Genomic DNA, 25,430 nt, shown 5'->3' with positions numbered 1-25,430 from the left:
AAATATTATGACTACTGAAATTCGTGTTCCTACTTTGGGCGAATCGGTTACCGAAGCAACGGTTGGCAAATGGTTTAAAAAACTTGGCGAAGCTGTCGCTATGGATGAGCCTTTGGTTGAATTAGAAACTGATAAGGTAACCGTTGAAGTTCCTTCTCCTGTTGCTGGGAAATTATCTGAAATCATTGCAAAAGAAGGCGATACGGTTGAAGTAAATGCTCTTTTAGGAGTGGTGAAAGCTGGAGAAGCTGGTATCTCCCAATCACTTTCACCTTCTGCTACACTTGTTCCAGCGGCTTCATCTGAATCGAAGAAGCCTGCTTTGAGCAGTGCAATGCCTCCTTCTCCTTCAGCAGCAAAATTGATGGCTGAAAATAATGTTGCAAAAAGCGATATTTCAGGTTCTGGAAAACGTGGACAAATTCTTAAAGAAGATGTTCTTGGTGGATTAAAACAAAGTACAAATGCTCCTACACCCTCTTCTTCTGCGACGAGTTCTTCGGCACCTCCTGTCCAAGAAACACGTGAAGAGCGGGTTCGTATGACGAAATTGCGTCAAACAATTGCTCGCCGTCTTAAAGATGCACAAAATGTAGCAGCAATGTTAACCACATTTAATGAGGTTGATATGTCAGCGGTGATGGATTTGCGCAAGCGTTATAAGGATCTTTTTGAAAAGAAACATGGTGTTAAGCTTGGTTTTATGGGTTTTTTTACCAAGGCTGTTTGTCATGCATTAAAAGAACTTCCTGCTGTTAATGCAGAGATTGATGGGACAGATATTGTTTACAAAAACTATGTCAATGTTGGAATTGCTGTTGGAACGGATAAAGGGCTTGTTGTTCCAGTGGTGCGAGATGCAGATCAAATGTCATTGGCAGAGATTGAAAAAGAGATTGGTCGTTTGGGGCGTCTTGCGCGTGATGGAAAATTAGCCGTTTCTGATATGCAGGGCGGAACTTTTACCATTACCAATGGTGGTGTGTATGGATCGTTGATGTCAACACCGATTTTGAATGCACCACAATCTGGTATTTTGGGAATGCATGCGATTAAAGAGCGAGCAATGGTTGTTGAGGGTCAAGTTGTGATCCGCCCCATGATGTATTTAGCGCTTTCTTATGATCACCGTATTGTGGATGGGCAAGAAGCTGTGACTTTCCTTGTGCGTGTTAAGGAAAGCTTAGAAGATCCGGAACGCCTTGTTCTTGATTTGTAAAATACAGTTTTCAGGATGAAAGGAGAAACGGATGTCTTATGATGTGGCTGTGATCGGAGCGGGTCCAGGTGGTTATGTAGCAGCAATAAAAGCGGCGCAACTGGGACTTAAAGTAGCAATTATTGAAAAGCGTACAACATTAGGAGGAACATGTCTCAACGTTGGTTGTATTCCTTCTAAAGCGTTGCTGCATGCTTCAGAAGTGTTTTCTGAAACCCAGCATGGTTTTGAAACGCTTGGTATTTCTATTGGTAAATCTAAGCTTAATCTTGAACAAATGATGGTTCATAAGAAAGCTGTGGTGACAGCCAATACGAGTGGTGTTTCTTTTTTGATAAAAAAAAATAAAGTTGATACTTTTTTTGGGACAGCCAAAATTTTGAGTGCGGGTCATGTGGAAGTTGTTGCCAGAGATGGTAATAAACAAACAATTGAGACAAAAAATATTATTATTGCTACCGGTTCAGAGAGTTCAGGCATTCCAGGGGTGAATGTTGAAATTGATGAAAAGACTATTGTTTCTTCTACGGGAGCTCTTTCACTTGAAAAAGTACCAACGCATATGATTGTAGTAGGTGCTGGTGTCATTGGTTCAGAACTTGGATCAGTTTGGAGCCGTTTAGGTGCTAAAGTGACCATTATTGAGTATCTTAATAAAGTTTTGGGCTCAATGGATGGTGAAGTTTCACGGCAATTTCAGAAATTAATGGAAAAACAGGGGATTGAATATAAAACGGGTGCAAAGGTAACAGCTGTTACACAATCTGGCTCAACTGCTCAGGTGAGCTTTGAATCTGTCAAAGGTGGTGAATCTGAAACTTTAGAGGCTGATGTTGTGCTTATTGCTACTGGACGTTCTCCTTATACAGAGGGGCTTGGATTACAAGAGGCTGGTGTTCAGTTAGATGAACGCGGATTTATTGCAATTGATGCTCATTGGCAGACGAATGTTCCAGGAATTTATGCGATTGGTGATGTCGTAAAAGGACCAATGCTAGCACATAAAGCAGAGGAAGAAGGCGTTGCTGTGGCAGAAATTTTGGCAGGTCAAAAAGGGCATGTTAATTTTGATGTTATTCCTAGTGTTGTTTATACACAGCCGGAAATTGCGAGTGTAGGAAGGACAGAAGAAGAGCTAAAAACTGCTGGTATTGAATATAATGTTGGCAAATTTCCTTTTATGGCCAATGGTCGTGCACGTGCAATGCAAAAGAGTGATGGGTTCGTTAAAATCCTTTCTGATAAAAAAACAGATCGGGTATTAGGGGGGCATATTCTTGGATTTGGTGCTGGTGAAATGATCCATGAAATTGCAGTTTTAATGGAATTTGGAGGTTCATCAGAAGATCTGGGACGTTGTTGCCATGCACATCCTACCTTATCAGAAGCCGTGCGTGAGGCAGCTTTGGCAACATTTGCTAAACCACTTCATATTTAAAAAGCTTTTAAAAAGTAAATTTTAAAAGGCACATGAGGCAGAAAATATTAGTGAAGCATGCAACAACATTTTAAAACTTTAAAAAAGAATATAACCAATTGTATTGAAATGTTCCATTTGTTGTATGCTTTTCGATAATTACTGTTTTAGATATCTGTTGTGCAGTTTTGATTGATTATTCTGTTGTGCACTATCGTTTAGAGCGGTGGTGTTTCGTCTATGTAAAGTTTTATATATGGGGTAGTTTTTATACTGTTATAAAATATTTAAGATAGGATTCTGAGCCTATCTGGGTGCTTTGTGTTAAGAAGACATCTCTCAAAATGCTCAAATCTACTTCGCGAGGGTGTTCGTGAATGGTATAGCTGTAAAAGTTCCTCTTGAAATATATGAAATTCATTCAAACTGTTATAAGACCTATTGTGCACCATCATCTTTATGTTTAGTAAAAGTACACGCTGGCATTATAATACACTTTTTCAGTTCTTAATATTGCTAAAGCTCTTTATTATTTGAGAATTTTCATTCTGTTCTTTTATCATTTTACCTCACACGCTCGTTTTGTTTGTGATGTGCAGACAAAAGATTTTAATTACTTCAATGTGAGAGAGTTTGTGATTAAGAGAATTTTACAGTATTCAGCGTTATGAATCAAGTTGAAAATGATGATTTATTGTTATAAATCAAATCGTTATATATGAAGAGGGAAGTCAAAAGGAATTCACTCAAAGAAATTGAATTGTTTAATGATTGGTGTAGGTTAAGGATCTTTGTCATTTAAGATGAAGAGGCGAGGAATTGAATATTCTACAAAATACCGCTCTTCTTTAAAAGAGCGGTATTTTTATATCTTTTGTTTATGACACTATCTTTTTGATGATAGTGACAAGTTATACAGTGTGATTAAATTAGTTTTTTCTTCTCTGTTTTTCTTGATCATTGCTCGCTATGTCTTAAAAAGATGCTATGTCTCTTCTTTAGGGTTGTTAAGAAATCGCAATGTTGCCAAAATATAACGAATAGCTAAAATTTTTTTGAAAACCATAATTACACGAGAATATTAAGTTTGTTTTCATTGGGCAGTTTTGTGATAACTTAAAAAATCAAGCATATGCTTTCTATAGGTATTAAAATTGTAATTTTTTATCCTCTTGTTGTTCTCTTATAAAAGTGGGAAGCCCCATATGATCAAGATATTTAAGGAAAGGGTGGGGTGGTAATTCTTCCACATTGACCATAGTTTTAACATCCCATTCACCTGTGGCAATAAGAAGAGCTGTTGCCGCTGCTGGTACGCCAGCCGTATAGGAAATGCCTTGTGCCCCAGTTTCATGAAAAGCTTGTTTGTGATCGGCTATATTATAGATAAAAATTTCTCGCAGGTGTCCATCTTTTTCGCCTTTAATAAGATCTCCAATACAGGTTTTTCCTGTGTAGTCTGGGGCGAGAGAGGAAGGGTCGGGTAAGACGGCTTTTACGACTTTCAAGGGCACGACTTCTTGTCCTTCTGCTGTCTTAATGGGCTGTTCAGATAAGAGACCAAGATTTTTTAGAACCGTAAAAACAGTGATATAACGATCACCAAATCCCATCCAGAAACGGACATTCTCTACATCAAGATTTTTGGAAAGTGAATGAATTTCATCATGTCCTGTCATATAGGCTTTTTGTTTTCCCACAACGGGAAGATCCCATTCATGGCTGATTTCAAACATTTTATTGGAAGTCCATTTTTTATTTTGCCATGACCATACTTGTCCTGTAAATTCACGGAAGTTAATTTCTGGATCAAAATTTGTAGCAAACCAACGTCCATGATTTCCGGCATTAATATCAATAATATCAATATCTGTGATTTTATCAAAATAATCATCGCGCGCTAATGCTGCATAAGCATTCACTACACCTGGGTCAAAACCTGCTCCTAAAATAGCGGTTATACCAGCTTTTTCACATTCTGGACGCCGAGGCCATTCATAATTGCCATACCAAGGAGGTGTTTCACAAATTTTCAATGGGTCTTCATGAATTGCGGTATCGATATAAGCGCATTTGGTTTCAATACAAGCTGAAAGAACAGACATATTAAGAAAGGCAGAACCAACATTAATGACAATTTCGCATTTGGTCTTTTGGATGAGCTTTATAGTTTCTTCTACATTCATGGCATTGAGCGAATGGCTTTTGAGAACACCTTGCTCTTTCATTGTGTTTTTTTCTTTAATAGAAGCAATGATGGCTTCACATTTTTTGAGTGTTCGTGACGCAATATGAATTTCACCAAGAATATCATTGTTTTGAGCACATTTGTGTGCAACAACTTGTGCAACACCTCCAGCACCAATAATGAGAACATTTTTTTTCATTGTAGGTCCATCTCCTTTTTAATACTGTTGTATGACGTTTTTTATGGTTTATCTTTATGAAAGGCTTTCCTGATAGTCGTTATAGCTGAATTGGCGTTGAAGTGTTAATGTACCATCGCACTCTTTGAGAACAATAGCAGGCATTGTAACGCCATTAAACCAGTTTTTCTTGACCATTGTATAACCTGCTGCATCCTGAAAAGACAGTCTATCGCCTATTTTAAGAGGTTTTTGAAATTGAAATGTTCCAAAAATATCGCCGGCAAGACAAGATTTTCCACAAATCATAATTTCGTGTGGTCCTTGATTAGGTTCTAATTTAGCATTTTCACGATAAATGAGAAGATCAAGCATATGTGCTTCAATTGAGCTATCAACGATGGCTAGATTCTTTTCATTATACAATGTGTCAAGAACACTGACTTCTAATGTGGTGCTTTTGGTAATCGCAGCTTCTCCTGGTTCTAGAAAAAGAGTGACACCATGAGTTTTAGAAAATTGTTTTAAGCGTTTTGCGAAAGCTTCTAGAGGATAATTTTCAGCCGTAAAATGGATTCCACCGCCAAGGCTTATCCAGTCAACAGCAGAAAAAAGTTCTGCAAATTTTTCTTCCATATACCCAAGCATTTGGTTAAAAAGATTAAAGTCAGCATTTTCACAATTGTTATGGATCATCAATCCGTTGATAAGAGGCAGAATTTCTTTGATAGCGCTTTGGTTTGTTTCTCCTAAGCGGCTAAAAGGGCGTGAGGGGTTGGCAAGATCAAAATTTGATGCGCTCATTCCTGGGTTTAACCTTAAACCTCTTTGAATGGTTTTTGTTGCATCAGAAAAGCGTTGAAGCTGTTGGATGGAATTAAAGATGATTTTATCTGCATAACCACAGGCTTCATCAATTTCATCATCTGCCCAAGCCACTGAATAAGCATGGGTTTCTTTGCCAAATTTTTCTCTTCCTAAACGCAGTTCATAAAGGGATGATGATGTGGTTCCATCCATGAACTCAGACATTAAATCAAAAACACTCCATGTGGCAAAACATTTTAAAGCAAGTAAAATTTTAGCTCCGGACATTTCCCGTAAACGAGAAATTGTTTGCATGTTTTTGATGAGTTTCGATTTGTCTATAAGATAGTAGGGGGTTTTTATCATCATTTATTCATTCTTTTTTGTAGGATCTTATTGCCAAGATCAACGTTTAGTACAAAGAGTAACAGAATGTCTCAAGAAAAAAGAATCTTAAGAAAAGAATCTGGTTCTGTCCAGCAAGAGAAAGGCTTTCTGTAATTACTGTTGTTTATTATGTTGAGTTTTTTGTTATGAGTATGAAAAAAAAATTATATTATGCTTTAGCTTTTGTATTTGTTAGCAGTTTTTTCATTATAACAACCACTCTTGTTAATTGGGGGCAAAATAGAAGTGACGCTAAAGCCAAACTGGTTACTCAGACTTCTGTCCAAGATAGTTCGGTGCCTCTGATTTTTACGGGGCGTAGAGAACTTAATGGTTTCAAAGGTTATCGTCATTATCGGCGTGGTTATCGTAAATACAGTGATAATTGGTGGTATCCTGAAGTGGCATTTGTTACATCTCCGCACTTAAGCACAAAAGGCGCATCATTAAAAGTTGTACCAGATGCTAAAAAAGTGTTTTTAACGTCTTCTTCGGAAAAATTAGAAAAAAAAGAGCCATGGATGCTTAAACAACATATTGAATCTTGCCTTGCGCGTTATCGCTCTTATAATAAAAATGATAATAGTTTTCAGCCTTTTCATGGGGGGCGTAGGCAGTGTTTATCACGCTTTTTTAAAGGATAGAAATTAAATAAAATTTTAATTGCTTCTTGTCGTGGGCGTTATTGTTCTTACAATAAAGAGAAGACTTGTGTGGTGCGCAGTATTTTCATGCAAGCATTGTTTTTTTTTTAAATTTAAATGCTTTTAAGTTTTATTAAATCTTATTATCATTAAGTGTGGAATGGGGGGTGAGAATATAAGTTTTTGTTTTGTCGATGACAAAATATTAAGGTAAAATGGAGTTTAAAGAATGACAACACGGGAAGCAATGTTGGTATTGCTCGTTTTGCTTCCTTTTGGTGGAAGTGCTGTCATTGGCTTTTTTCGTTCGACAGCAAAAAATAATGAAGCGTGGTTTGCTGGGGTCGTCGCACTTTTCTGTCTTATTTTTACAATAATGCTTTATCCGGAAGTTCGCGGAAACCACATAGTGCGTTTAGATATTTCTTGGCTTCCAGAATGGGGAAGCGATTTGATTCTCCGCATAGATGGTTTGTCGTGGCTTTTTTGCTTGCTTATTACAGGGATTGGGCTGCTTGTTGTCATTTATTCACGTTATTACATAGATCCAGCGGATTCTGTACCGCGTTTTTTTTCCTTTTTTTTGGCCTTTATGGGATCAATGATAGGAATAGTTTTATCAGGTAATCTCGTCTTTTTGGTTGTTTTCTGGGAACTTACCAGTATTTTTTCTTTTTTGCTGATCGGCTATTGGTACCATAATGCAAGTGCGCGTGAGGGTGCGCGTATGGCTCTAACGATCACAGGTTTTGGCGGCTTTGCTCTTTTTATTGGAGTTTTATTGATTGGGTATACTGTTGGCAGTTTTGATTTGGATAAGGTGCTACAGTCTGGAGATATGATCCGGTCAAGTTCTCTTTATAGTCCTATCCTTATTTGTATTTTATTGGGAGGGTTAACAAAAAGCGCGCAATTTCCCTTTCATTTTTGGCTACCTAACGCGATGGCTGCTCCAACTCCCGTATCGGCTTATTTGCATTCGGCAACAATGGTAAAAGCGGGATTGTTTTTGCTTGTTCGTTTATGGCCTGTGCTCTCTGGAACAGAATCTTGGTTTTGGCTGGTTGGCTTTTCAGGACTCTCAACTCTTCTTCTAGGTGCCTATTTTTCCATGTTTCAGCAAGACTTGAAAGGACTGCTTGCGTACTCGACTATTAGTCATCTTGGATTAATTACAACACTTTTAAGTCTTGGTAGTCCACTTGCATGTGTTGCGGCGATCTTTCATATGGCCAATCATGCTACTTTTAAAGCTTCTTTATTTATGGCTGCTGGCATTATTGATCACGAGACGGGAACACGTGATATGCGTAAACTGTCAGGGCTTTATCGTTCTATGCCTATCACAGCAACTCTTGCTTTAGTTGCGAGTGCAGCGATGGCTGGGGTTCCTTTGTTGAATGGTTTTTTATCGAAAGAGATGTTTTTTGCTGAAGCTGTTGAAACGCATATGGAATCATGGCTCGATTGGATTGCGCCTTATGTGGCAACGCTAGCTAGTCTGTTTAGTGTGACCTATTCTATACGCTTTATTCATGGCGTTTTTTTAGGACCAAAGCCTGACAATTTACCCAAGACTCCCCATGAACCACCGCATTTCATGCGTTTACCAATGGAGCTTTTGGTATTTATTTGTTTAGCGGTTGGTATTTTTCCTAATTTAACAATAGGACCTATTTTAGATAATGCGGTCGTGTCTGTTTTAGGACCAATGACAATTCCTTATAGTTTGGCTGTTTGGCATGGGTTTAACACTCCATTAGTGATGAGCTTTGTTGCATTATTAGGGGGCGGATTGCTCTATGCTGTTGGGCATCGTTATTTTTTATCCTGTGATGACGGGGCTCCTTTTTTCCGTCACTTAAAAGGACCGCGTATTTTTGAACGCATTCTCGTAATTATTTCTTGGAAATGGGCCCGTGCGGTGGAGTCCGCTTTGTCAACACGCCGTTTGCAGATCCAATTGCATTGGATTTTTTGGGTCTGTTTTGCCTTTGTTGGTCTTTTACTTTGGTGCGATGGTTTCATTCCAGTGGGGACATTACCGCTTTTTCCACTTGATATTCCTTTTCTCGCTCTTTGGCTGGTTGGCGGATTATGTGCGCTTTTAGTTGCTTGGCGAGCAAAGTTTCATCGTCTTGCTTCACTTATGCTTTTAGGGGGAGCTGGTTTGATGACTTGTGCAACCTTTTTATGGCTTTCTGCTCCTGATTTAGCAATAACACAATTGGTTGTTGAGGTTGTTACAGTCGTTTTATTATTGCTTGGTTTACGGTGGTTGCCTAAACGTTTGCATGACCCTGGGCCAGTTGCTGTTCATTTTTGGGTTCGTTTGCGTCGTTTCCGTGATTTCATCATATCCCTTGTAGGAGGTGCTGGTGTAGCATGGCTTTCTTTTGCAGTGATGACACGTCCCCAAGGTACAACGATTTCTGATTTTTTTCTAACGCATACTTACTCAGATGCTGGTGGTCGCAATGTTGTGAATGTGTTATTGGTTGATTTCCGTGGTTTTGATACCATGGGAGAAATTGTGGTTTTGGGTGTTGTTTCCCTTACTGTTTTTGCACTCTTACGACGTTTTCGTCCTGCGCCTGAGAGTATTGATGCGCCTTTTCAACAACGTATCCAGAAAGCCTTTGATATAGCACAGCCTAATCGAAATGTGGGAGATACAGTATTGAATTATTTAGCTGTTCCTGCTGTTATTATGGGTTGGCTCTTTCCGATTATTATCGCTTTTGCTATTTATTTATTCATGCGAGGGCATGATCTGCCAGGAGGTGGATTTGTCGGTGGTATTACTTTGGCTATAGGATTTATTTTACAATATCTTGCACGCGATATTCGGTGGGTGGAAACGCATTTGAGAGTTTTACCTTTGCGTTGGATAGGCTTTGGTTTATTATTGTCAGTCGTAACGGGGATGGGCTCTTGGTTTTTTGGATATCCTTTTTTAACATCCTTTTTTCGATATATTCATCTTCCGTTAATTGGGAAAGTTCCCATGGCATCTGCTTTTTTGTTTGATTTTGGTGTGCTTTCTCTTGTGTTAGGAGCAACTGTTCTCATTTTAATTGCACTTGCACACCAGTCAATTAGGAGTTACCGAATCGGTAAGAAACCTATTTTAAAAGAGAAGGAAAATTAATGGAAATTGTTCTTTCTTTGGGTATCGGTGTTTTTGTCGGATCAGGTATTTGGCTTGTTTTGCGTCCACGTACTTTTCAAGTCATTCTTGGTTTGTCCTTGATCTCCTATGGTGTTAATCTTTTTATATTTTCAATGAGTAGACCGCGTAGTAATGCTGCTCCAATTGTTGATCCTACCACTGTTATTAATCCAGCTAATTATGTCGATCCTCTTCCACAAGCCTTGGTTTTAACTGCGATTGTGATTGGTTTTGCAACAACAGCTTTATTTTTAGTTATCTTGTTGGTTTCACGTGGTTTAACGGGTTCTGATCACGTTGATGGACGTGAGGTGCAATAATGGAAATAGGAGTGCATCATCTCCTTATTTTGCCTATTCTTTTGCCGTTAATCACTGGAGCACTTCTTCTTTTTTATGATGAACGTCGTGCAAGACTTAAATCATTCATCAGTCTTTCTTCTGCGGGACTGTTGGTCGTTACTGCCATTTTATTGATTATACGTACTCTTGAAATAGCACCGGCTTGCGATGTTTATCGACTTGGTAATTGGCCGTCTTCTTTTGGAATTGTTTTAGTCCTTGATCGCTTAAGCGCTATGATGCTTTTACTTTCCAGCTTGTTGGTGACTAGCGTGTTGGTTTTTGCGCGGGCTCATTGGTACAAAGCTGGTTCTCATTTTCAGTCACTAATGCAATTTTTTATGGTGGGGATAAATGGTGCTTTTTTGACTGGCGATTTATTTAATTTATTTGTGTTTTTTGAAGTTATGTTAACGGCTTCCTATGGGCTTGCTTTGCATGGTTCTGGTCAGACACGCGTGCGTGCAGGGTTGCATTATGTTGTGGTTAATCTTGTTGCTTCATTATTTTTTTTAGTTGGTATAGCGCTCATTTATGGAGTCGTTGGTACTCTTAATATGGCCGATTTGGCTGTTAAAATAAAATATATATCTTCTACAGATATTGTTTTGTTCGAAATAGGTGTTGCACTTTTAGGTATTGCTTTTTTGCTTAAAGTGGGTATGTGGCCGCTTAATTTTTGGTTGGTGCCAACTTACAGTGCAGCAGCAGCGCCTGTTGGAGCTTCTTTTGCACTTTTGAGCAAGGTTGGTATTTATATTATTTTACGTTTAACGTTGCTATGGTTTGGTTCTGAAAGTGAATATTTTAACCATTTTGGTCATACGGTTTTGTTTTATGGTGGGCTTGCCACTATGATTATTGGTTTTATTGGAGTATTGGCGAGCCAAGTTTTGGTGCGTTTGGCAGCTTATAGCGTTCTTGTCTCTTCTGGCACATTGTTGGCTGCGATCGGGATAGGCAATGCAGCACTGACAGCAGGCGCACTTTTTTATATTGTTTCTTCAACTTTAGCACTGGGAGCTTTTTTTCTTTTGGTAGAGTTGGTAGAACGCTGTCAAGATGTGGCTGCTAATGTTCTTGCTGTCACAATGGAGGTGTATGGTGACGATGAAGAGGAGGAAGAAGATGAAGTTGGCATCTATTTTCCAGTAACCTTGGCAATTCTTGGAGCTTGTTTTGGTATCTGTGCCATTTTGATTATTGGATTGCCGCCTTTTTCTGGTTTTGTTGCTAAATTTATGATGTTCATGGCAATTTTAAACCACAGTAGAGAGGATTTTTCTGCTTCTTTTCCGGTTTACCAAGATTGGCTTTTTGTAGTTTTTGTCACTCTCTCTGGTTTTGCGGCTTTGATTGCATTGACACGAACGGGTATCCGAACTTTTTGGGTTTCTCTTGAAGGGCGTATTCCTCGTGTGCAAGTGATAGAATTTGCGCCTATTGCCGTTCTCCTTGCTTTGTGTTTTCTTATAACAATTGTAGCCAGTCCTGTTAGTCATTATATGTCTGAAACTGCTAAGACTTTGTATGAACCTCAAAACTATATTGGGAGCGTTTTAACGGATTTTTCTCTCGAAAATAGGGAGATAAGTAAATGAATCGTTTTTGTCCTTCCCCTTTTTTCAGTGGTGTCATTGTCCTTATGTGGCTTATTTTAAATGGTTTTAGTTTAGGGCAATTGCTTTTAGGGATTTTAACCGCTTTGTTTTGTGGTTGGATGATACGGCTTCTGGAGCCGGAGAAGGTTGTTATTAAAAGCTGGAGTGCGGTTTTTCGTCTCGTTTTTCGAGTATTTATAGATTCTATATTCTCAAATGTTTCGGTGGCTTGGTTTGTTTTAACAAAAAGGTCTCGAGAGCAGAAATCTGGTTTTATTGTAGTACCTCTTCTGCTTCATAATCGCACTGCTTTGGCTATTTTAGCATGCATCCTTTCGGCAACCCCTGGAACTGCTTGGGTTGCCTATAATAGTAAAAAGGGTGAACTTTTGCTTCATGTCTTAAATTTAAAAAATGGATATGATTACAAACAGTTGATCAAACAACGGTATGAGCAATTGCTTTTGGAGATTTTTTTATGAGTATGGTGATTCTTTATTGGGGGCTTTTCTTTTCACAGTTTTTTTTAAGTTTAGCGGTGATTTTCGCGCTGTTTCGGTTGATTCGTGGTCCACGGGCGCAGGATAGAATTGTTGGTTTGGATGCCCTTTATATAACCACTATTCTTTTGTTTCTTACATTCGATATTCGTTCAGGAACAACCACTTATTTTGTCGCAGCTCTCATTATTGGATTGTTGGGATCTGTCTCAAGCATCGCTTTGGCGAAATTTCTTATGCGGGGGGAGATTATTGAATGAAAGATGATATATCGCTTGTGGTTGCTATTGCTATCACAGTTTTCTTAATATTAGGGTCTGGATTGACATTGATCGCAACGATAGGTTTGGTGCGTTTTTCCAATTTTTATAAGCGTTTGCATATGCTTTCAGTATGTACGAGTTGGGGCGTTGGTAGTATTCTTATTTCTTCATTTCTTTATTCAATATTTGTGGACCATTATTTTGTTTTTCATGAAGTGTTGCTGATGTTTTTTTTGTTTTTAACAGCACCGGTAGCTTCTATGTTGCTTTCACATACAGCAGCTTATCGACATCATTCAGAAAAACAATCAGAAAAACCGCTGGCTCTTTTATTACACCAAACGGAGGAAAAGCTACCCACATCAGAAGGAACATCACGAGATGAGAGCCAGCGCGGTTCTTGAAATGTAAGAATCTTCCTTATTCTGTGCTTTTTTCTTCTACACAGTGGATGGGCTTTTCTTCTTTTGGATCATTAATAAGATCGTAAAATATGGCTTCATTTTTAGTTATCCACCAAATGTATTGTCCACCCACATATTTTCCTCCAGAAGCGGCAATTACATTAGAACCAACGATGCGCTTACCGTTCCATTTTAAATCAACAAGCGCAATATTGCCAGCATTATAATAAGTTGCTTCAACATACTCTTTGCTTGTTCCCATATCGCATTGATAGGAGACGGTCTCTGTTGTTGGTTCTGGATCATCTGGTACTTCAATGACTAAAGAACTTGCTAATGCATTAATTGAACCGAGGAGGAGCACACTTAAAGTAATGAAAAATTGTTTAGTAAAAGAAATTTTTTTCATAATATTTCCCGTGTTATTTAAAATAATAATGTTGACTCATCTTTACAGAGGATAGGTTTTTTTTCTTCTGGATCCTGAGCAAGGTCATAAAGCGTGACTTCTTTGTTCTTCTCCCACCAGATATACTGAGCTCCTGCAAATTTTGCTCCTGTTGCCGCGATGACATTAGCAGCAATGACACGGTCACCATTCCATTTGAAATCAACCAACGAAATATTATCAGCATTAAGATAGACTGCCTCAATGCGCTCTTTACCTGCTCCAGTTTCACACTGATAGGTAATGGTCTCTGTTTTGGGCTCTGGATTGTCTGGTACTTCAATGATTAAAGAACCAGCTAAGCTATTGTTTGAGCTGAAGAGTGATAAACTTAAAGCGGTGAAAAATCCTAAAATGTGCAAAGTTTTTTTCATGATGCTTCCCTATATTCCTAATATTGTGCACAAAGAATAATTTGACTGATACGATGGTGTCTACGGCAGGATTCGAACCTGCGACCCCAGGATTCATACCACTTCGATTTTCACCGCCAGCCTTATCGGCTGTTTGTGGTCTGGACTGTCTCTTCACCTTGAAGCTTTTGCTCTTTAGGTGCTGCCCGTTCAGTCTCTACACCTTTCTCTCATTTGAAAAGAGACTTGGCTCGGGATTGGCATATAGTCGCCCATGAAGCTTTCCCCGAATTTGAGCAGATTCACTTTGAGGATTTCTTCTCAAAGTGCCCAATTTCTTTAGGAATCCTGTGCTCTATCCTACTGAGCTACGCAGACATCATCATGTTAATCTTTAATAGAAGTATAAAAACGAATCAATTATATTCAATATGAATTAACGAATTTCTGTTAATTTTTGTTCCAAAAAGGATAAAACTGCATCTGGTGAAACATTTTTTGCAATAAATGATTGGCCAAGTCCGCGTGTTAAGATGAAAGTCAAATTGTTTTGCGAAACTTTTTTATCTTGGGCAATGAGAGTCATTAAAGTTTCAGCATCTGGTAGACATCCTGGGATATCCTTTAATTGTGTAGGCAATCCTATAGATTTGAAGTGCGCTTCAATGCGTTGTGTAAGCGTGGGGCTTATTAAATTTAATTGAGCAGAGAATTGATGAGCTAGAATCATCCCAATTGCTACACTTTCGCCATGGATTAAACGGTTGGAGTCATAAGCGGTTGCTGTTTCAAGCATGTGTCCAAATGTATGGCCAAGATTTAAGAGTGCGCGCTCTCCCGTTTCGTACTCATCGCGTGCTACAATGGCAGCTTTAAATTGGCATGAGCGAACAATGGCCTCTGTTCGCATAGGGCCATTAGAGAAAATTTTCTGCCCATTTTTTTCAAGCCACTCAAAAAAGTCAGGTTGGTTAATGAGACCGTATTTTACTATTTCTGCGTAGCCAGCGCGAAATTCGCGCGGTGGCAGGGTATCAAGAAGACACGTGTCAGCAATAACGCATTGTGGTTGATAAAAGGCACCAATAAGATTTTTGCCATATTGGCTATTGATTCCCGTTTTTCCACCAACAGAAGAATCAATTTGTGCAAGAAGCGTTGTGGGCATTTGAATGAAGTTCATGCCACGGCGGATTATACTTGCTGCAAATCCTGCTAGATCACCAATGACACCACCGCCAAAAGCAATAACACAGTCGCCTCTTTCTAAACGCGCAGCAAGAATTTGATCGATGACAACTTGCAGGGTTGAAAATGATTTTGATTGTTCTCCTGCTTCTACAATAATAGGGACAGTATGAATTTTATTTTTTGTTAATTCTGCTTGCAATATCTCCAAATGAAGGGAAGCAACATTTGTATCTGTAACAAGTGCCAAGCGCGTTTGATGAGGATCTTTTTTATTAAGAGCATGTTTAATTTGTGAAGTAGCTTGTGTAATCAGACCCGGACCAATGATGATATCGTAACAGTGTTTGTCCAGTTTAACAGTGACGGTTTTGGTTTGCATGCTGGTTATCCCTATTGTTAATTTCTGTGTATAGGTAGTGCTGTACGGATCGTATAACATTTTGTGCTACGGTATGACGGCTTTCTTTATGACTGTTAATTGTTAAGTTTGCCTTTGCATAGATAGGATAACGCTGTTCCATGAGTTTTTGCATGGTTTCTTTAGGATTGGCTGTTTGAAGCAGGGGACGTGTTGGGTGCTTTGAGACACGTTGCATGAGGATATCAAGATCGACTTTTAGCCATATGGATATACCATTTTGGTGAATGGCTTTTCGGATATTTTCATTTATGTAGGCACCACCACCTGTTGCTAAAACAAGGGGACTTTTTTTCATGAGGTTTAGAATAACACGCTGTTCAAGAGCACGAAATTCGGATTCACCATAAATTTCAAAGAGTTCCGTGATTGTCATTTGTGCAGCTTTTTCAATTTCTTGGTCAGAATCATAAAAAGGTAAACGAAGCATGGTGGCGACGCGTTTTCCGATCACTGATTTGCCTGCCCCCATAAGACCAACAAGGACAAGTGCTCTTTTATCAAGGGACGATAAGAGCTGATTCTTTATTTGTGTTATGGGGACGCGTTTTTGTCGATTGCTTTTCATAACTTTATTTCGGCATTTATCCATCTTAAAGTCAATTCCTGTTAATCTTTGTGAGGCATAATACGAGATAGAATATTTTTGGGTAGGTTATTGTCTTATGCCAACATTGACTAGATTTTTGATGATTCTTTTCATTTTGCTTTCTGTTCTTTTCATTATAATGGGTGCTCTTGTGGTTTGGGTTGAACCAGTAACTGTGGATATGTACATTGATGTTCCCTTGAATTCATGGAATCTTTCTACGGAAGCGAATCAATGAAATGAAAAGTGGTGCTGTGATAGATCATTTTCTTGAGATGATGAGTGCGGAGAGAGGGGCTTCGTCTCATACGCTTGCGGCTTATCAGCATGATTTGCAGTGGGCACAAGACGAATTGTCTTCACACTCTGTTTCGCTTTTTTCAGCACAAAAAGAAGATTTAATTACTCTTTTGTCACTTATGCATACTTTTGGTTTTGCGGCATCGTCGCAAGCGCGCCGTTTATCGACTTTGCGTCAGTTTTATCAATTCCTTTATGCTGAAGGGTTGAGAGCAGATGATCCCTCTCATGATATTGATGCACCTCGTCAGGGGCGTCCTTTACCCAAAATCATGAGTGAAGATGCAGTGATAAAATTGCTTGATTTTGCGGAGTTAGAAGTCAATCAAGCAGACTATGGGTCCAAAGGTTATTTCCGTGCACTGCGTCTTCAGCTATTGATTGAAATGCTTTATGCAACAGGGTTACGTATTAGTGAGTTGGTGAGTCTGCCGGTTCAGTCTGTTCGAAGGAAGGAATACAGCGTTTTGGTTCGTGGTAAGGGCAAAAAAGAACGAATGGTGCTGTTATCAAAAAAAGCATGCCAAGTTCTTTCACAGTGGTTAAATTTGCGTGATCAGGGAAAGGACGCTACGAGTTCTTATCTTTTTCCTGCGCATTCCGAGACAGGATATATTGCTCGTCAAGTCGTTGCACGAGAGTTGAAAAATCTCGCTAGAAGAGCAGGGATAGGAAGTGATAGCTTTTCTCCCCATGTGTTGCGTCATGCTTTTGCTAGTCATCTTTTGCAAAATGGTGCTGATTTGCGTGCCGTTCAACATTTGTTAGGTCATTCTGATATTGCTACCACTCAGATTTATACCCATGTGTTGGAAGAGGGACTTTATCGTTTAGTCAATGAGCATCATCCACTTGCCGATGAGCAAAAGGCTCGTTAAAGAAAAGGTGATGTTTTTGAAAAAGACTTTATAAAGCAAATTATAAGTGTATAAGTGACACTGAATGAGTTGACACAAATGTATAATTATCTTGATTTTGAAAAACCAGTTGCTGATCTTGATGGGAAAATTCTTGAATTAAAAAAAATTTCTCAGGAAAAAGGCAGTCTTGATATGAGTGACGAGATTGCTCGTCTTGAAACGCGTTCTCAAACAGCGTTGCGCGATATTTATAAAAAATTATCGCCGTGGCAAAAAACACAAGTTGCTCGTCATCCGGATCGTCCCCATTTTATGGACTATTCTAAACGCCTATTGAGTGACGTTACGCCTTTGGCCGGAGATCGCAAGTTTGCTGAAGATGAGGCTATTCAAGCGGGGTTTGCACGCTTTAAAGGTGAGGCCGTTGCTTATATCGGTCAAGAGAAAGGTCACGATACGCAAACACGTTTGCGCTATAATTTTGGTTCTGCGCGTCCAGAAGGCTATCGTAAAGCTGTACGTATTATGGAAATGGCTGACCGCTTTGGTTTGCCACTCCTCACTTTTATTGATACAGCAGGTGCTTATCCTGGGGTAAGCGCTGAAGAACGTGGGCAAGCGGAAGCAATTGCTCAATCAACAGCTACAACTTTGCGTTTGAAAGTTCCTGTGGTTTCCGTTGTTATTGGAGAAGGCGGTTCTGGAGGGGCGATAGCAATCGCGGCTGCCAACAAAGTTTATATGTTGGAGCACGCAATTTACTCTGTTATTTCACCAGAAGGAGCAGCTTCTATCTTATGGCGTGATCCAGCTCGTGCAAAAGATGCTGCAATGAATATGCGTATTACCGCTCAAGATTTGTATCGCTTAAAGATTATTGATGGCATTATTTCGGAACCTTTAGGGGGAGCGCATCGTGGCAAAGAGATTGTCATTGATGCAACGGGTGATGTTATTTCAGAAGCTTTAAAAGCTATGGCTGGAAAAGATGGTCAAGTGCTTAAACAAGAGCGAAGGGAAAAATACCTTCAAATTGGTCGATCTCTAACATAGGTTATTTTTTGTGAGGGGTGTTGGATTGGAGTTTTATTCGATGACATTTAGCAGATTCCTTGCTGTGTGTGTGTTGTTTGTAATGGGACTATTGACAGCATGTGAAGGAAGATTACCAGCCTCTATTCGCGCTAAAGTTGAGCAGCCGTTGCCGCAAGAAATCAAAAATAGAATGGTTCTGTATGATATAGATCCCTATGCACCGATTATGATGCGGTTTTTTAAGGAAGAAAATCTTGCTGAAGTTTGGAAGCAATCTCGTTCAGGACCTTTTATCTTGGTTGCTCGCTATGGCATTTGCAAATGGTCTGGTAAGCTTGGACCTAAATATAAAGAAGGGGATCTTCAGACACCAGAGGGTTTTTATACTATTAGCGCAAACCAAATGAATCCTTATTCAAAATATTATCTCTCTTTTAATATAGGATTTCCTAACCTTTATGATCAGGAAAATGGTCGCACAGGAAGCAATCTTATGGTGCATGGTTCTTGCTTTTCCGCAGGTTGTTATTCTATGAGTGATAAGAACATGGCTCAGATTTATGCGTTTGCACGGGATGCTTTTAAAGGAGGACAAAGAGAGTTTCAGTTGCAGGCTTTTCCTTTCCGCATGACCAAGGATAATATGTCACGTCATAGCAAGAATCCTCATTATCAATTCTGGGTTATGCTTAAGAAAGGTTATGATTTTTTTGAAAAAAATCGTCAACCTCCAACTGTTGAGGTTTATGGAAAACGTTACGTTTTTAATCGCGATATTGATAAAAATTCAGTTTCTCTAATGCAGTGAGTGTTATTGTATCCTACAGCACCGTAAACACTATCACTTAATAATGGTGATACAGGATATGCAAAAACTTTGCACATAAGGTGTTTAAGTGAGTAGTCAATATTTTAAAGCGCAGAGTTTTTTCATAGAGCTTTATGTAAGTAAATCATATGAAGTGGGAAGCCAAGAGGAATTTTCTCAAAGAAGTTGGATTGTTTGCACATCGTTACTGGTATCAATCTTCGTTTTTAGTGAAGAGTAAGTTAACATGAAATGTACCTCTCTTTTTATTTCTTTCAAAGAGTTTTATTCTTTTATGCTGTAAAATATTGTCTTGTCGTGCTGTTATATAAGATACATTCACATATTTTAAAATGCGATATTGCCTCTGTCTGATTTTGGTTTTTTTCTTAACAGGGATTTTGATTTCAATTAGCTTGAGTAAACATAGAGTTGAGCAGAATATTTTAGAACCAAGAATTTGGCCAATCGGTCTGTGAAATGAATCATATGAAGTGGTTTGCAGATGAAGCGCATTTAGAGAGAAAACAATCTGTTTGCAGATTGATGGGTATTAAATTTTTTATCATAACAATTTGATTTATAATGATAATTTAGTGTTATTCAAGTTAAATTAGAACCCTGAATACCATAAGATTCTCTCATTTCAAAGCCGTTCCATGTTGAATAAATTAAAACCATTTTCTTGCACGTTACAAGCGGGGATAACCGCGTGGGTGAAACTGTGCAAGAAAGACTAAAATGCTTTTTACAAACCGTCTCAAGTACCAAGGGCTTGTTTCAACATTGGGAATTAGCAAAGTGTGTAATGGTGCCGGTTTGCTTCTTTAAAAGCATAAAGATGGTGGTGCCAATGAATTTAATATTATATCATTGAAGGGGAGAAAAAATTAAAATTTTATTCCTGGAATGACCAGAGGATTTTCTAAGAGAGCTGTTTTGTCTGCAGTATCTATTGCTGGTTTATTAAAAAAAGCATTGAGGAGCTTTTGTATTGCGTCTTTTTCAACACCATCGGCAATGATGACAAAACGTGTTTGTTTTATTCCTTTTGGCCATGCCGGCAATCTTATGGGAGGATGAAAAAATGTTTGTACGCCATGTAATACAAGTGGGCGATAAGGGTCATCACGCAATGCGATAATTGCTTTAATACGTAATAATTTTGTACCATAACGCTCTTGTAGGAGATCTAAAAAAGCTTCAATTGTGGCGTAATCAACAGGACCCTCACAGTTTAGTGAAAAGGTACGAATGGTTTTATGGGGGGTATGATCATGTGGGGTAGTCGTAAGATTTTGTTTAAGTTTTGTATTTTCTACTTTTTCATCCCATAATGTGTTATTTATTAATAGATTTGAACAGAAATCTTTAGAATGGGCGTCAATGATTTGTGCTGTAGGATTCATTGTTTTAAGTGTGCTAAGGAGTGCATCTGAAAGCGTTTGTGGGTCTCTAAGATCTGTTTTGGTGAGAATGATTTTATCAGCAAATATTAATTGTTTATATATTTCAGGATAGCGCTTACATATGGAAAGTGGACTTAATGTATCAAATGTTGCAAGAACAGCATTTATGGACAATGTTTGAATAAACAATGGGTGGCTTAAAAGTATTTGTAAAATAGGGGCGGGATCAGCCATCCCTGTGGTTTCAATGATAATATGATGGAGTTGTTTGATCTGTCCTGTCTGAACGCGATTTATTAAATCAATTAATGTGTCGATGAGATCACTGCGTAAATTACAGCATAAGCAACCATTGGCAAGCTCAATAATTCCTTCTGTCGTTTTTTCAACCAGAAGGTGGTCAATACTGATTTCGCCGAATTCATTGATGATAACAGCACATTCTGTTAGAAGAGGGTCTTGTAGCATACGGTTGAGCAAAGTTGTTTTGCCAGAGCCTAAAAAACCCGTAATAAGCGTGAGAGGGATGCGCTTTATTTTCATGTTAATCATCAATCATAGTTTTGTTTTTAAAAAATATATCTCAGTATGTCTAAGCAATTTATAATTATGTCCGTGAGGGATATAATGGTTAATCCCCCATGAAATCCATTGTACCACTATCTTTACGCTTATAAAGGTAGGTGCACGTGGGTATATTATACACTTTTAGCGTCAATGTTATGATAATTTTTGGTTCTTGAAAGGACTTATAGGAAGGATTTTTATTCCTTGTTTTAATTATTTTATCTACATGTTCATCCACCTTGTGGCGCGCAAGAGACTGGTTTTATTGATTCAACAAATACAGATTTGAAATGAGAGAATCTTACAATACTTGTGGTTTTGACATAAGGTACAAAATAATTAATTATCATTATAAATCAAAGTATTATAATTAATTGTAGATTATGATTTATGGCTTTTTATAGAATGGTTTGCGTGCCTTTTATACGGAATATAGGGTTTTCTTAGTGGTTTTACTGTCATTTTAGGTGTTTGTGGCGTACGAATGAGGTGTACTGATAAAGGATGAGAAAAAGAAGGTGGAGCAGTGATAAAAGGTGAGGTGAGAATAATATTTCCTTGATCATCATATGAATTTGCATGCATTTTTATGGCTTCAGGTGTGCATGTTTGTTGTCTCATATTGTTGGCTTGTGTTATGTTGCTCCCATAAGGTTTTAATGTTGCTAGTGTTAATTGGGGGCTTCCTTGGTGCAAAAATCCTATTTCAAGAAGTTGTGCAGCTTTTTCCTCTCTTTCACTTATGTTGTTAGCACCTAGAATGACAGCAATAATTGTACGTTTATTGCGGGTGGCTGAGGCAACAAGATTAAAACCAGAGGCACAAATAAATCCTGTTTTCATACCGTCTATCCCATAAAAACGGCCAATGAGGTTGTTTGAGTTATGTTGGATTTTTCGATTATTACCAAAATCAATGGCTGGAATAGAAAAATAATGAGCATATTGTGGAAATTCTCGACGTATTTGAACGGCTAAAAGAGCAATATCGCGTGCCGTGGAGTAGTTTTGAGGATCTGGTAAACCACTTGCGTTCGCAAAATGGGTGCCAAACATGCCTAAACGTTTAGCTTCGCTATTCATTTTACGTACAAAATCTTTCTGTGAACCCGCAACAGCTTCACTCATGGCAATGGCTAAATCATTGGTAGATTTAACCATGGTGATACTTAAGGCTGTATCAAGTGTGAGTACAGAACCAGCTTTATAGCCTGAACGATATGAGGGAGCTTTTGCGGCGTATTCGCTGATGGTGATATGTTTGTTTGGTGAAACTTCCCCTCGGCTCATGGCACGAAAAATAACATAAGCGGTCATTAATTTTGTCAAGGAAGCAGGATACCAACGCTCAAAAGCTTGATTATGTTTTAAGATACGCCTCGTTGTAACATCAACAGAAATAAAAGGCTGCGCTAGAGCAACAGCGCTGGATAAACTCAAAATCACAGAAAAAAATAAATTATAGAAGAGACGTCGCATTAATTTAAATCTAGTTCCCTCTTATTCGTTATTTAGAATTGTTTTAATGTAGCACACAAAGCATTTAAGTCTAGGATAGGAAGGAAAGATGGTTAATTGCTGTATCCGTTGTGTCTGTGGGATAAAAACCAATTCTCATTTTTATTTTCCCCTTGAATTTGGTTTGATGACTTAAGTATCTCAAGAAATACTTTTTAAATAATGAAGATTGTACAAGATTTCAGGCTCTTGGAGGGATTGAATTTCTCAGAAAGGAATGAATCTGCATAATCATGCATTTTTCTTGCTCTCCTGTTAGGATAGCCCTTGGCACTTGAGACGGTTCGTAAAAAGCATTTTAATCTTTTCTTGTATCGTTTTATTCACACAGATATCCCCGCTTGTAATGTGTAAGAAAATGATTCTAATTGATTCAACCTAGAATAGATTTGAAATGAGAAAATCTTACGGTATTCAGGGTTCTCATTCAAGTTGAATAACGCTAAAACATCCTTATAAATCAATGAGATGTATGTTATTTAAATGATTTTAAAGAGAGGAAGAATTCTTTTTCAAAAAAATTTACACATTGATCATTTCTTATCATGTACAAGTGTTTTACAATTTTAAATTAGAAAGTTTGAAGTATCTTTCTTATATTTTTTTCCCTATACTCCGCTCAATATACAAAGTTATGCATTATTCTTATCAATCAGTGCATTGTTTCATGTTGATTTAGTTTTTGAAGTTTCTGAACAGCGTATGGTGGCATAGGAGGAGGGGTAGGGTCTTGAGCTGCTAAGAGAAGCAGTTCATCACACGCTTTTTCAGTTTTTTGGACAAGTTGATCTAGAAAATCACGTTTGCTTAAACCAGCCTCTATCGGGGGAAGAATACGGACACGAATTGTTCCGGGATAGCGGCGAAAATTATTGCGTGGCCAATATAAACCCGCATTATGTGCAATAGGAACAACTTGAAGTCCTAATTCATTATAGAGCGCGACAATTCCTGACTTATAATCTGGTTCTTGACCGGGTTGTCGGCGTGTTCCTTCGGGAAAAATCAAGATTTGGCGCCCTTGTTTTACTTTCTCTTTTGCTTTTTGTATAATCATTTTTAAGGCTTTGATGGGTGTTGTGCGGTTAATGGGGATAATTTGCGTTTTTGCCATATACCAGCCAAACAATGGAATCCACATCAATTCACGTTTTAAAATGAGAGTGGGATCATCAAAATAAGGAACAAGACTGAAAGTTTCCCAAGCCGATTGATGCTTTGGAGCAATGATATAGGGTCCTTTGGGAAGATTTTCTAAACCTTCAATCTCATAACTTGTGCCTGCGATGTATTTTTGCAAAAAGAGTGTAACGCGCGCCCATGTTTTAGGGACAATCCATGCCTTTTTGCGGGGCATTAAAAAATAAACGGGAGCGTAAAGAATCATTTGTATGAAAGTTGTTGTATAAAAAGCGAACGTAAAAAGAATAGAACGAAGGATAAGCACTACATTTTCCATTTTATATCTATAAGAAGACTTCATATATAATATAATTCACATGAGAAAACATCTTCTTTATGTTTTTTCAAGCATCTATTTTTTCGGTAACTCATTTTCCGATATTTAAAAACAGAAGGAAAGAGGTTAATGGAATTACAAAAAGATAAACTTTTTATTCCACGGATTTTATCTATTGCGGGAACAGATCCTTCTGGTGGCGCTGGAATGCAGGCGGATTTGAAGGTTTTTTCAGCTATGAAAACTTATGGTATGAGTGTGGTTACAGCTGTTGTTGCACAAAATACTCAGGGTGTGCGTTCTTTTCAGGCATTAGATGCTTCTTTTGTTGCAGATCAAATTGATTCTGTTTTTGAGGATATTCATGTTGATGCCGTTAAAATTGGTATGGTTGCAAATGCTCAGATTGCACAGGTTATTGCAGAACGTCTTGCTTATCATAAAGCGCGTTTCATTGTTTTTGATCCGGTTATGGTTGCAAAAAGTGGTGATGTTCTTTTAAAGTCTGATGCAATTGAAATTATGCGTGATGTTCTTGTGCCGATGTCAACTTTGATCACGCCAAATTTGCCTGAAGCTGCATTGTTATTGGGATGTGAAGTGCAATGGTCTTTAGAGACTATGTATCAATATGCTCCACGACTCTTGGCGCTAGGGTGTCATGCAGTTTTGTTAAAAGGGGGACATTTGAATACGCTGACCAAAAATAGTACAGAAAATTACGATTGTTCTAGTCCAGATCTTTATTGTGATTGTGAAAACCTTGTTATACTTGAAGCCTCTCGTCTTTCAACCACTCATGATCATGGGACAGGGTGTACCATTTCTGCTGCCATTGCAGCTCTGTTACCTACCCAACCTTTGGATTGCGCTGTTAAACAAGCAAAAGATTATTTGCATGGCGCTTTAACTGCCTCAGATGCTTTAAAAGTAGGGAAAGGGCGAGGGCCGCTTCATCATTTTTATGCATTATGGAAAGATTAATACAACGGTTGATAGTGAAAAATCTTCACTCTATGAATTTGTTTCGTCATTATATGATGTTTTGGACTTATGACTGATAAATGTTAGCGTATTGTAGCTTAACAGTTATTTTGTATTAAGAAGGATAAGAAAAAATGTTATAATTTGCTTCTTTTATATATTTTTTACGATTAATCTATCCTGTTTTAGAGGCAATTTTGAGTATAAAAAAGAGAGCAAGGAATTGTAAAATCAGGATTTGATAGCAAAAAGAGTAGAGGGAAAGACCTTTTACAAGGCGATATTAAAGCTAGCGGATCCACTATATTCGCTGTTTCTTATATTGGTGGCAAAACAGCCATTCAACCGATTGCACAATTTGCGGGGGCTT

22 protein-coding genes are annotated in these 25,430 nt (G+C 38.3%); 13 read left to right on the top strand and 9 right to left on the bottom strand.

Annotation, left to right across the window (positions count from 1 at the left end; all coding sequences use genetic code 11):
• Window positions 1-7: 7 nt before the first annotated feature.
• Window positions 8-1,219 carry a 2-oxoglutarate dehydrogenase complex dihydrolipoyllysine-residue succinyltransferase gene (gene odhB / locus ACFIKX_RS06365; RefSeq protein WP_375628547.1) on the top strand — a complete coding sequence of 404 codons (1,212 nt, stop codon included), beginning with the start codon at window positions 8-10 and terminating at the stop codon, window positions 1,217-1,219.
• A 31-nt stretch (window positions 1,220-1,250) separates the two neighbouring features.
• Window positions 1,251-2,657, top strand: coding sequence for a dihydrolipoyl dehydrogenase (gene lpdA, locus ACFIKX_RS06360; protein WP_375628549.1), 1,407 nt, complete (start codon window positions 1,251-1,253; stop codon window positions 2,655-2,657).
• A 1,127-nt stretch (window positions 2,658-3,784) separates the two neighbouring features.
• On the opposite strand, the gene ACFIKX_RS06355 is transcribed toward lpdA, so the two are convergent.
• Together ACFIKX_RS06355 and ACFIKX_RS06350 are read right to left on the bottom strand one after the other, a co-directional pair.
• Window positions 3,785-5,023: a saccharopine dehydrogenase NADP-binding domain-containing protein gene (locus ACFIKX_RS06355; RefSeq protein ID WP_375628551.1), complete on the bottom strand. Its 1,239-nt coding sequence runs from the start codon at window positions 5,021-5,023 to the stop codon at window positions 3,785-3,787.
• A 54-nt stretch (window positions 5,024-5,077) separates the two neighbouring features.
• The gene (locus ACFIKX_RS06350; RefSeq protein WP_375628629.1) at window positions 5,078-6,175 is read right to left on the bottom strand and encodes a carboxynorspermidine decarboxylase; all 1,098 of its coding nucleotides are present in this window, start codon (window positions 6,173-6,175) and stop codon (window positions 5,078-5,080) included.
• Between the two features lie 167 nt (window positions 6,176-6,342).
• Between ACFIKX_RS06350 and ACFIKX_RS06345 the strand changes: the two genes are divergently transcribed.
• The 7 genes from ACFIKX_RS06345 to mnhG all read left to right on the top strand — a co-directional run bounded on the left by ACFIKX_RS06345 (window position 6,343) and on the right by mnhG (window position 13,121).
• Window positions 6,343-6,840, top strand: coding sequence for a BA14K family protein (locus ACFIKX_RS06345; RefSeq protein WP_375628553.1), 498 nt, complete (start codon window positions 6,343-6,345; stop codon window positions 6,838-6,840).
• A gap of 229 nt (window positions 6,841-7,069) precedes the next feature.
• Window positions 7,070-9,991 (top strand): monovalent cation/H+ antiporter subunit A, encoded by a 2,922-nt coding sequence (locus ACFIKX_RS06340; RefSeq protein ID WP_375628555.1) that lies wholly within the window; start codon window positions 7,070-7,072, stop codon window positions 9,989-9,991.
• A complete protein-coding gene (locus tag ACFIKX_RS06335; RefSeq protein WP_273790150.1) occupies window positions 9,991-10,332 on the top strand; it encodes a Na+/H+ antiporter subunit C in 342 nt (113 codons plus the stop codon). Before ACFIKX_RS06340 ends, ACFIKX_RS06335 begins: the two co-directional genes overlap by 1 nt.
• Window positions 10,332-11,954, top strand: coding sequence for a monovalent cation/H+ antiporter subunit D (locus ACFIKX_RS06330; RefSeq protein WP_375628556.1), 1,623 nt, complete (start codon window positions 10,332-10,334; stop codon window positions 11,952-11,954). The genes ACFIKX_RS06335 and ACFIKX_RS06330 overlap by 1 nt, the downstream gene beginning before the upstream one ends.
• Window positions 11,951-12,436 (top strand): Na+/H+ antiporter subunit E, encoded by a 486-nt coding sequence (locus tag ACFIKX_RS06325; protein WP_375612748.1) that lies wholly within the window; start codon window positions 11,951-11,953, stop codon window positions 12,434-12,436. Before ACFIKX_RS06330 ends, ACFIKX_RS06325 begins: the two co-directional genes overlap by 4 nt.
• Entirely contained in the window at window positions 12,433-12,714 is a 282-nt protein-coding gene (locus tag ACFIKX_RS06320; RefSeq protein ID WP_375606068.1) for a K+/H+ antiporter subunit F, read from the top strand. The genes ACFIKX_RS06325 and ACFIKX_RS06320 overlap by 4 nt, the downstream gene beginning before the upstream one ends.
• Window positions 12,711-13,121 carry a monovalent cation/H(+) antiporter subunit G gene (mnhG, locus tag ACFIKX_RS06315; RefSeq protein WP_375611317.1) on the top strand — a complete coding sequence of 137 codons (411 nt, stop codon included), beginning with the start codon at window positions 12,711-12,713 and terminating at the stop codon, window positions 13,119-13,121. Before ACFIKX_RS06320 ends, mnhG begins: the two co-directional genes overlap by 4 nt.
• A 16-nt stretch (window positions 13,122-13,137) precedes the next feature.
• On the opposite strand, the gene ACFIKX_RS06310 is transcribed toward mnhG, so the two are convergent.
• The 4 genes from ACFIKX_RS06310 to ACFIKX_RS06295 form a co-directional block, all read right to left on the bottom strand.
• Window positions 13,138-13,530, bottom strand: coding sequence for an MliC family protein (locus ACFIKX_RS06310; protein ID WP_375611316.1), 393 nt, complete (start codon window positions 13,528-13,530; stop codon window positions 13,138-13,140).
• 17 nt (window positions 13,531-13,547) lie between these two features.
• A complete protein-coding gene (locus ACFIKX_RS06305) occupies window positions 13,548-13,943 on the bottom strand; it encodes an MliC family protein (RefSeq protein ID WP_375611315.1) in 396 nt (131 codons plus the stop codon).
• A 415-nt stretch (window positions 13,944-14,358) separates the two neighbouring features.
• Window positions 14,359-15,492 carry a 3-dehydroquinate synthase gene (aroB, locus tag ACFIKX_RS06300; protein WP_375628559.1) on the bottom strand — a complete coding sequence of 378 codons (1,134 nt, stop codon included), beginning with the start codon at window positions 15,490-15,492 and terminating at the stop codon, window positions 14,359-14,361.
• The gene (locus tag ACFIKX_RS06295; protein WP_375606223.1) at window positions 15,467-16,099 is read right to left on the bottom strand and encodes a shikimate kinase; all 633 of its coding nucleotides are present in this window, start codon (window positions 16,097-16,099) and stop codon (window positions 15,467-15,469) included. The genes aroB and ACFIKX_RS06295 overlap by 26 nt, the downstream gene beginning before the upstream one ends.
• A 260-nt stretch (window positions 16,100-16,359) precedes the next feature.
• Between ACFIKX_RS06295 and ACFIKX_RS06290 the strand changes: the two genes are divergently transcribed.
• The 3 genes from ACFIKX_RS06290 to ACFIKX_RS06280 all read left to right on the top strand — a co-directional run bounded on the left by ACFIKX_RS06290 (window position 16,360) and on the right by ACFIKX_RS06280 (window position 19,123).
• Complete coding sequence (locus ACFIKX_RS06290; protein WP_375628561.1) at window positions 16,360-17,298, top strand: site-specific tyrosine recombinase XerD; 939 nt, start codon at window positions 16,360-16,362, stop codon at window positions 17,296-17,298.
• Window positions 17,299-17,376: 78 nt separating this feature from the next.
• Window positions 17,377-18,333: an acetyl-CoA carboxylase carboxyltransferase subunit alpha gene (locus ACFIKX_RS06285; protein ID WP_375611312.1), complete on the top strand. Its 957-nt coding sequence runs from the start codon at window positions 17,377-17,379 to the stop codon at window positions 18,331-18,333.
• A 40-nt stretch (window positions 18,334-18,373) separates the two neighbouring features.
• The gene (locus tag ACFIKX_RS06280) at window positions 18,374-19,123 is read left to right on the top strand and encodes a L,D-transpeptidase family protein (RefSeq protein WP_375628563.1); all 750 of its coding nucleotides are present in this window, start codon (window positions 18,374-18,376) and stop codon (window positions 19,121-19,123) included.
• A gap of 890 nt (window positions 19,124-20,013) precedes the next feature.
• Here the strand turns inward: ACFIKX_RS06280 and ACFIKX_RS06275 are convergent.
• The 3 genes from ACFIKX_RS06275 to ACFIKX_RS06265 form a co-directional block, all read right to left on the bottom strand.
• The gene (locus tag ACFIKX_RS06275) at window positions 20,014-21,075 is read right to left on the bottom strand and encodes a CobW family GTP-binding protein (RefSeq protein ID WP_375611310.1); all 1,062 of its coding nucleotides are present in this window, start codon (window positions 21,073-21,075) and stop codon (window positions 20,014-20,016) included.
• Between the two features lie 405 nt (window positions 21,076-21,480).
• Window positions 21,481-22,578 carry a D-alanyl-D-alanine carboxypeptidase family protein gene (locus ACFIKX_RS06270; protein WP_375611309.1) on the bottom strand — a complete coding sequence of 366 codons (1,098 nt, stop codon included), beginning with the start codon at window positions 22,576-22,578 and terminating at the stop codon, window positions 21,481-21,483.
• Window positions 22,579-23,269: 691 nt separating this feature from the next.
• On the bottom strand, window positions 23,270-24,076 hold the full coding sequence (locus ACFIKX_RS06265; protein WP_375628565.1) for a lysophospholipid acyltransferase family protein: 807 nt from the start codon (window positions 24,074-24,076) through the stop codon (window positions 23,270-23,272).
• Window positions 24,077-24,205: 129 nt separating this feature from the next.
• Here ACFIKX_RS06265 and thiD point away from each other — a divergent pair, with 129 nt between their 5' ends.
• On the top strand, window positions 24,206-25,060 hold the full coding sequence (gene thiD, locus ACFIKX_RS06260) for a bifunctional hydroxymethylpyrimidine kinase/phosphomethylpyrimidine kinase (protein WP_375611307.1): 855 nt from the start codon (window positions 24,206-24,208) through the stop codon (window positions 25,058-25,060).
• Window positions 25,061-25,430: the final 370 nt, after the last annotated feature.

The organism is Bartonella sp. CM86QHHN (genome assembly GCF_042194695.1).
Lineage (GTDB): Bacteria > Pseudomonadota > Alphaproteobacteria > Rhizobiales > Rhizobiaceae > Bartonella.
Note: the sequence above shows the minus strand (reverse complement) of the source record. Positions and strands in the feature narration are given on the sequence as shown.

Bases quoted from the DNA above. Each gene is read 5' to 3' on its own strand.
- odhB (WP_375628547.1), top strand. From the start codon at position 8: ATGACTACTGAAATTCGTGTTCCTACTTTGGGCGAATCGGTTACCGAA.
- lpdA (WP_375628549.1), top strand. From the start codon at position 1,251: ATGTCTTATGATGTGGCTGTGATCGGAGCGGGTCCAGGTGGTTATGTA.
- ACFIKX_RS06355 (WP_375628551.1), bottom strand. From the start codon at position 5,023: ATGAAAAAAAATGTTCTCATTATTGGTGCTGGAGGTGTTGCACAAGTT.
- ACFIKX_RS06350 (WP_375628629.1), bottom strand. From the start codon at position 6,175: ATGATAAAAACCCCCTACTATCTTATAGACAAATCGAAACTCATCAAA.
- ACFIKX_RS06345 (WP_375628553.1), top strand. From the start codon at position 6,343: ATGAGTATGAAAAAAAAATTATATTATGCTTTAGCTTTTGTATTTGTT.
- ACFIKX_RS06340 (WP_375628555.1), top strand. From the start codon at position 7,070: ATGACAACACGGGAAGCAATGTTGGTATTGCTCGTTTTGCTTCCTTTT.
- ACFIKX_RS06335 (WP_273790150.1), top strand. From the start codon at position 9,991: ATGGAAATTGTTCTTTCTTTGGGTATCGGTGTTTTTGTCGGATCAGGT.
- ACFIKX_RS06330 (WP_375628556.1), top strand. From the start codon at position 10,332: ATGGAAATAGGAGTGCATCATCTCCTTATTTTGCCTATTCTTTTGCCG.
- ACFIKX_RS06325 (WP_375612748.1), top strand. From the start codon at position 11,951: ATGAATCGTTTTTGTCCTTCCCCTTTTTTCAGTGGTGTCATTGTCCTT.
- ACFIKX_RS06320 (WP_375606068.1), top strand. From the start codon at position 12,433: ATGAGTATGGTGATTCTTTATTGGGGGCTTTTCTTTTCACAGTTTTTT.
- mnhG (WP_375611317.1), top strand. From the start codon at position 12,711: ATGAAAGATGATATATCGCTTGTGGTTGCTATTGCTATCACAGTTTTC.
- ACFIKX_RS06310 (WP_375611316.1), bottom strand. From the start codon at position 13,530: ATGAAAAAAATTTCTTTTACTAAACAATTTTTCATTACTTTAAGTGTG.
- ACFIKX_RS06305 (WP_375611315.1), bottom strand. From the start codon at position 13,943: ATGAAAAAAACTTTGCACATTTTAGGATTTTTCACCGCTTTAAGTTTA.
- aroB (WP_375628559.1), bottom strand. From the start codon at position 15,492: ATGCAAACCAAAACCGTCACTGTTAAACTGGACAAACACTGTTACGAT.
- ACFIKX_RS06295 (WP_375606223.1), bottom strand. From the start codon at position 16,099: ATGAAAAGCAATCGACAAAAACGCGTCCCCATAACACAAATAAAGAAT.
- ACFIKX_RS06290 (WP_375628561.1), top strand. From the start codon at position 16,360: ATGAAAAGTGGTGCTGTGATAGATCATTTTCTTGAGATGATGAGTGCG.
- ACFIKX_RS06285 (WP_375611312.1), top strand. From the start codon at position 17,377: ATGTATAATTATCTTGATTTTGAAAAACCAGTTGCTGATCTTGATGGG.
- ACFIKX_RS06280 (WP_375628563.1), top strand. From the start codon at position 18,374: ATGACATTTAGCAGATTCCTTGCTGTGTGTGTGTTGTTTGTAATGGGA.
- ACFIKX_RS06275 (WP_375611310.1), bottom strand. From the start codon at position 21,075: ATGAAAATAAAGCGCATCCCTCTCACGCTTATTACGGGTTTTTTAGGC.
- ACFIKX_RS06270 (WP_375611309.1), bottom strand. From the start codon at position 22,578: ATGCGACGTCTCTTCTATAATTTATTTTTTTCTGTGATTTTGAGTTTA.
- ACFIKX_RS06265 (WP_375628565.1), bottom strand. From the start codon at position 24,076: ATGGAAAATGTAGTGCTTATCCTTCGTTCTATTCTTTTTACGTTCGCT.
- thiD (WP_375611307.1), top strand. From the start codon at position 24,206: ATGGAATTACAAAAAGATAAACTTTTTATTCCACGGATTTTATCTATT.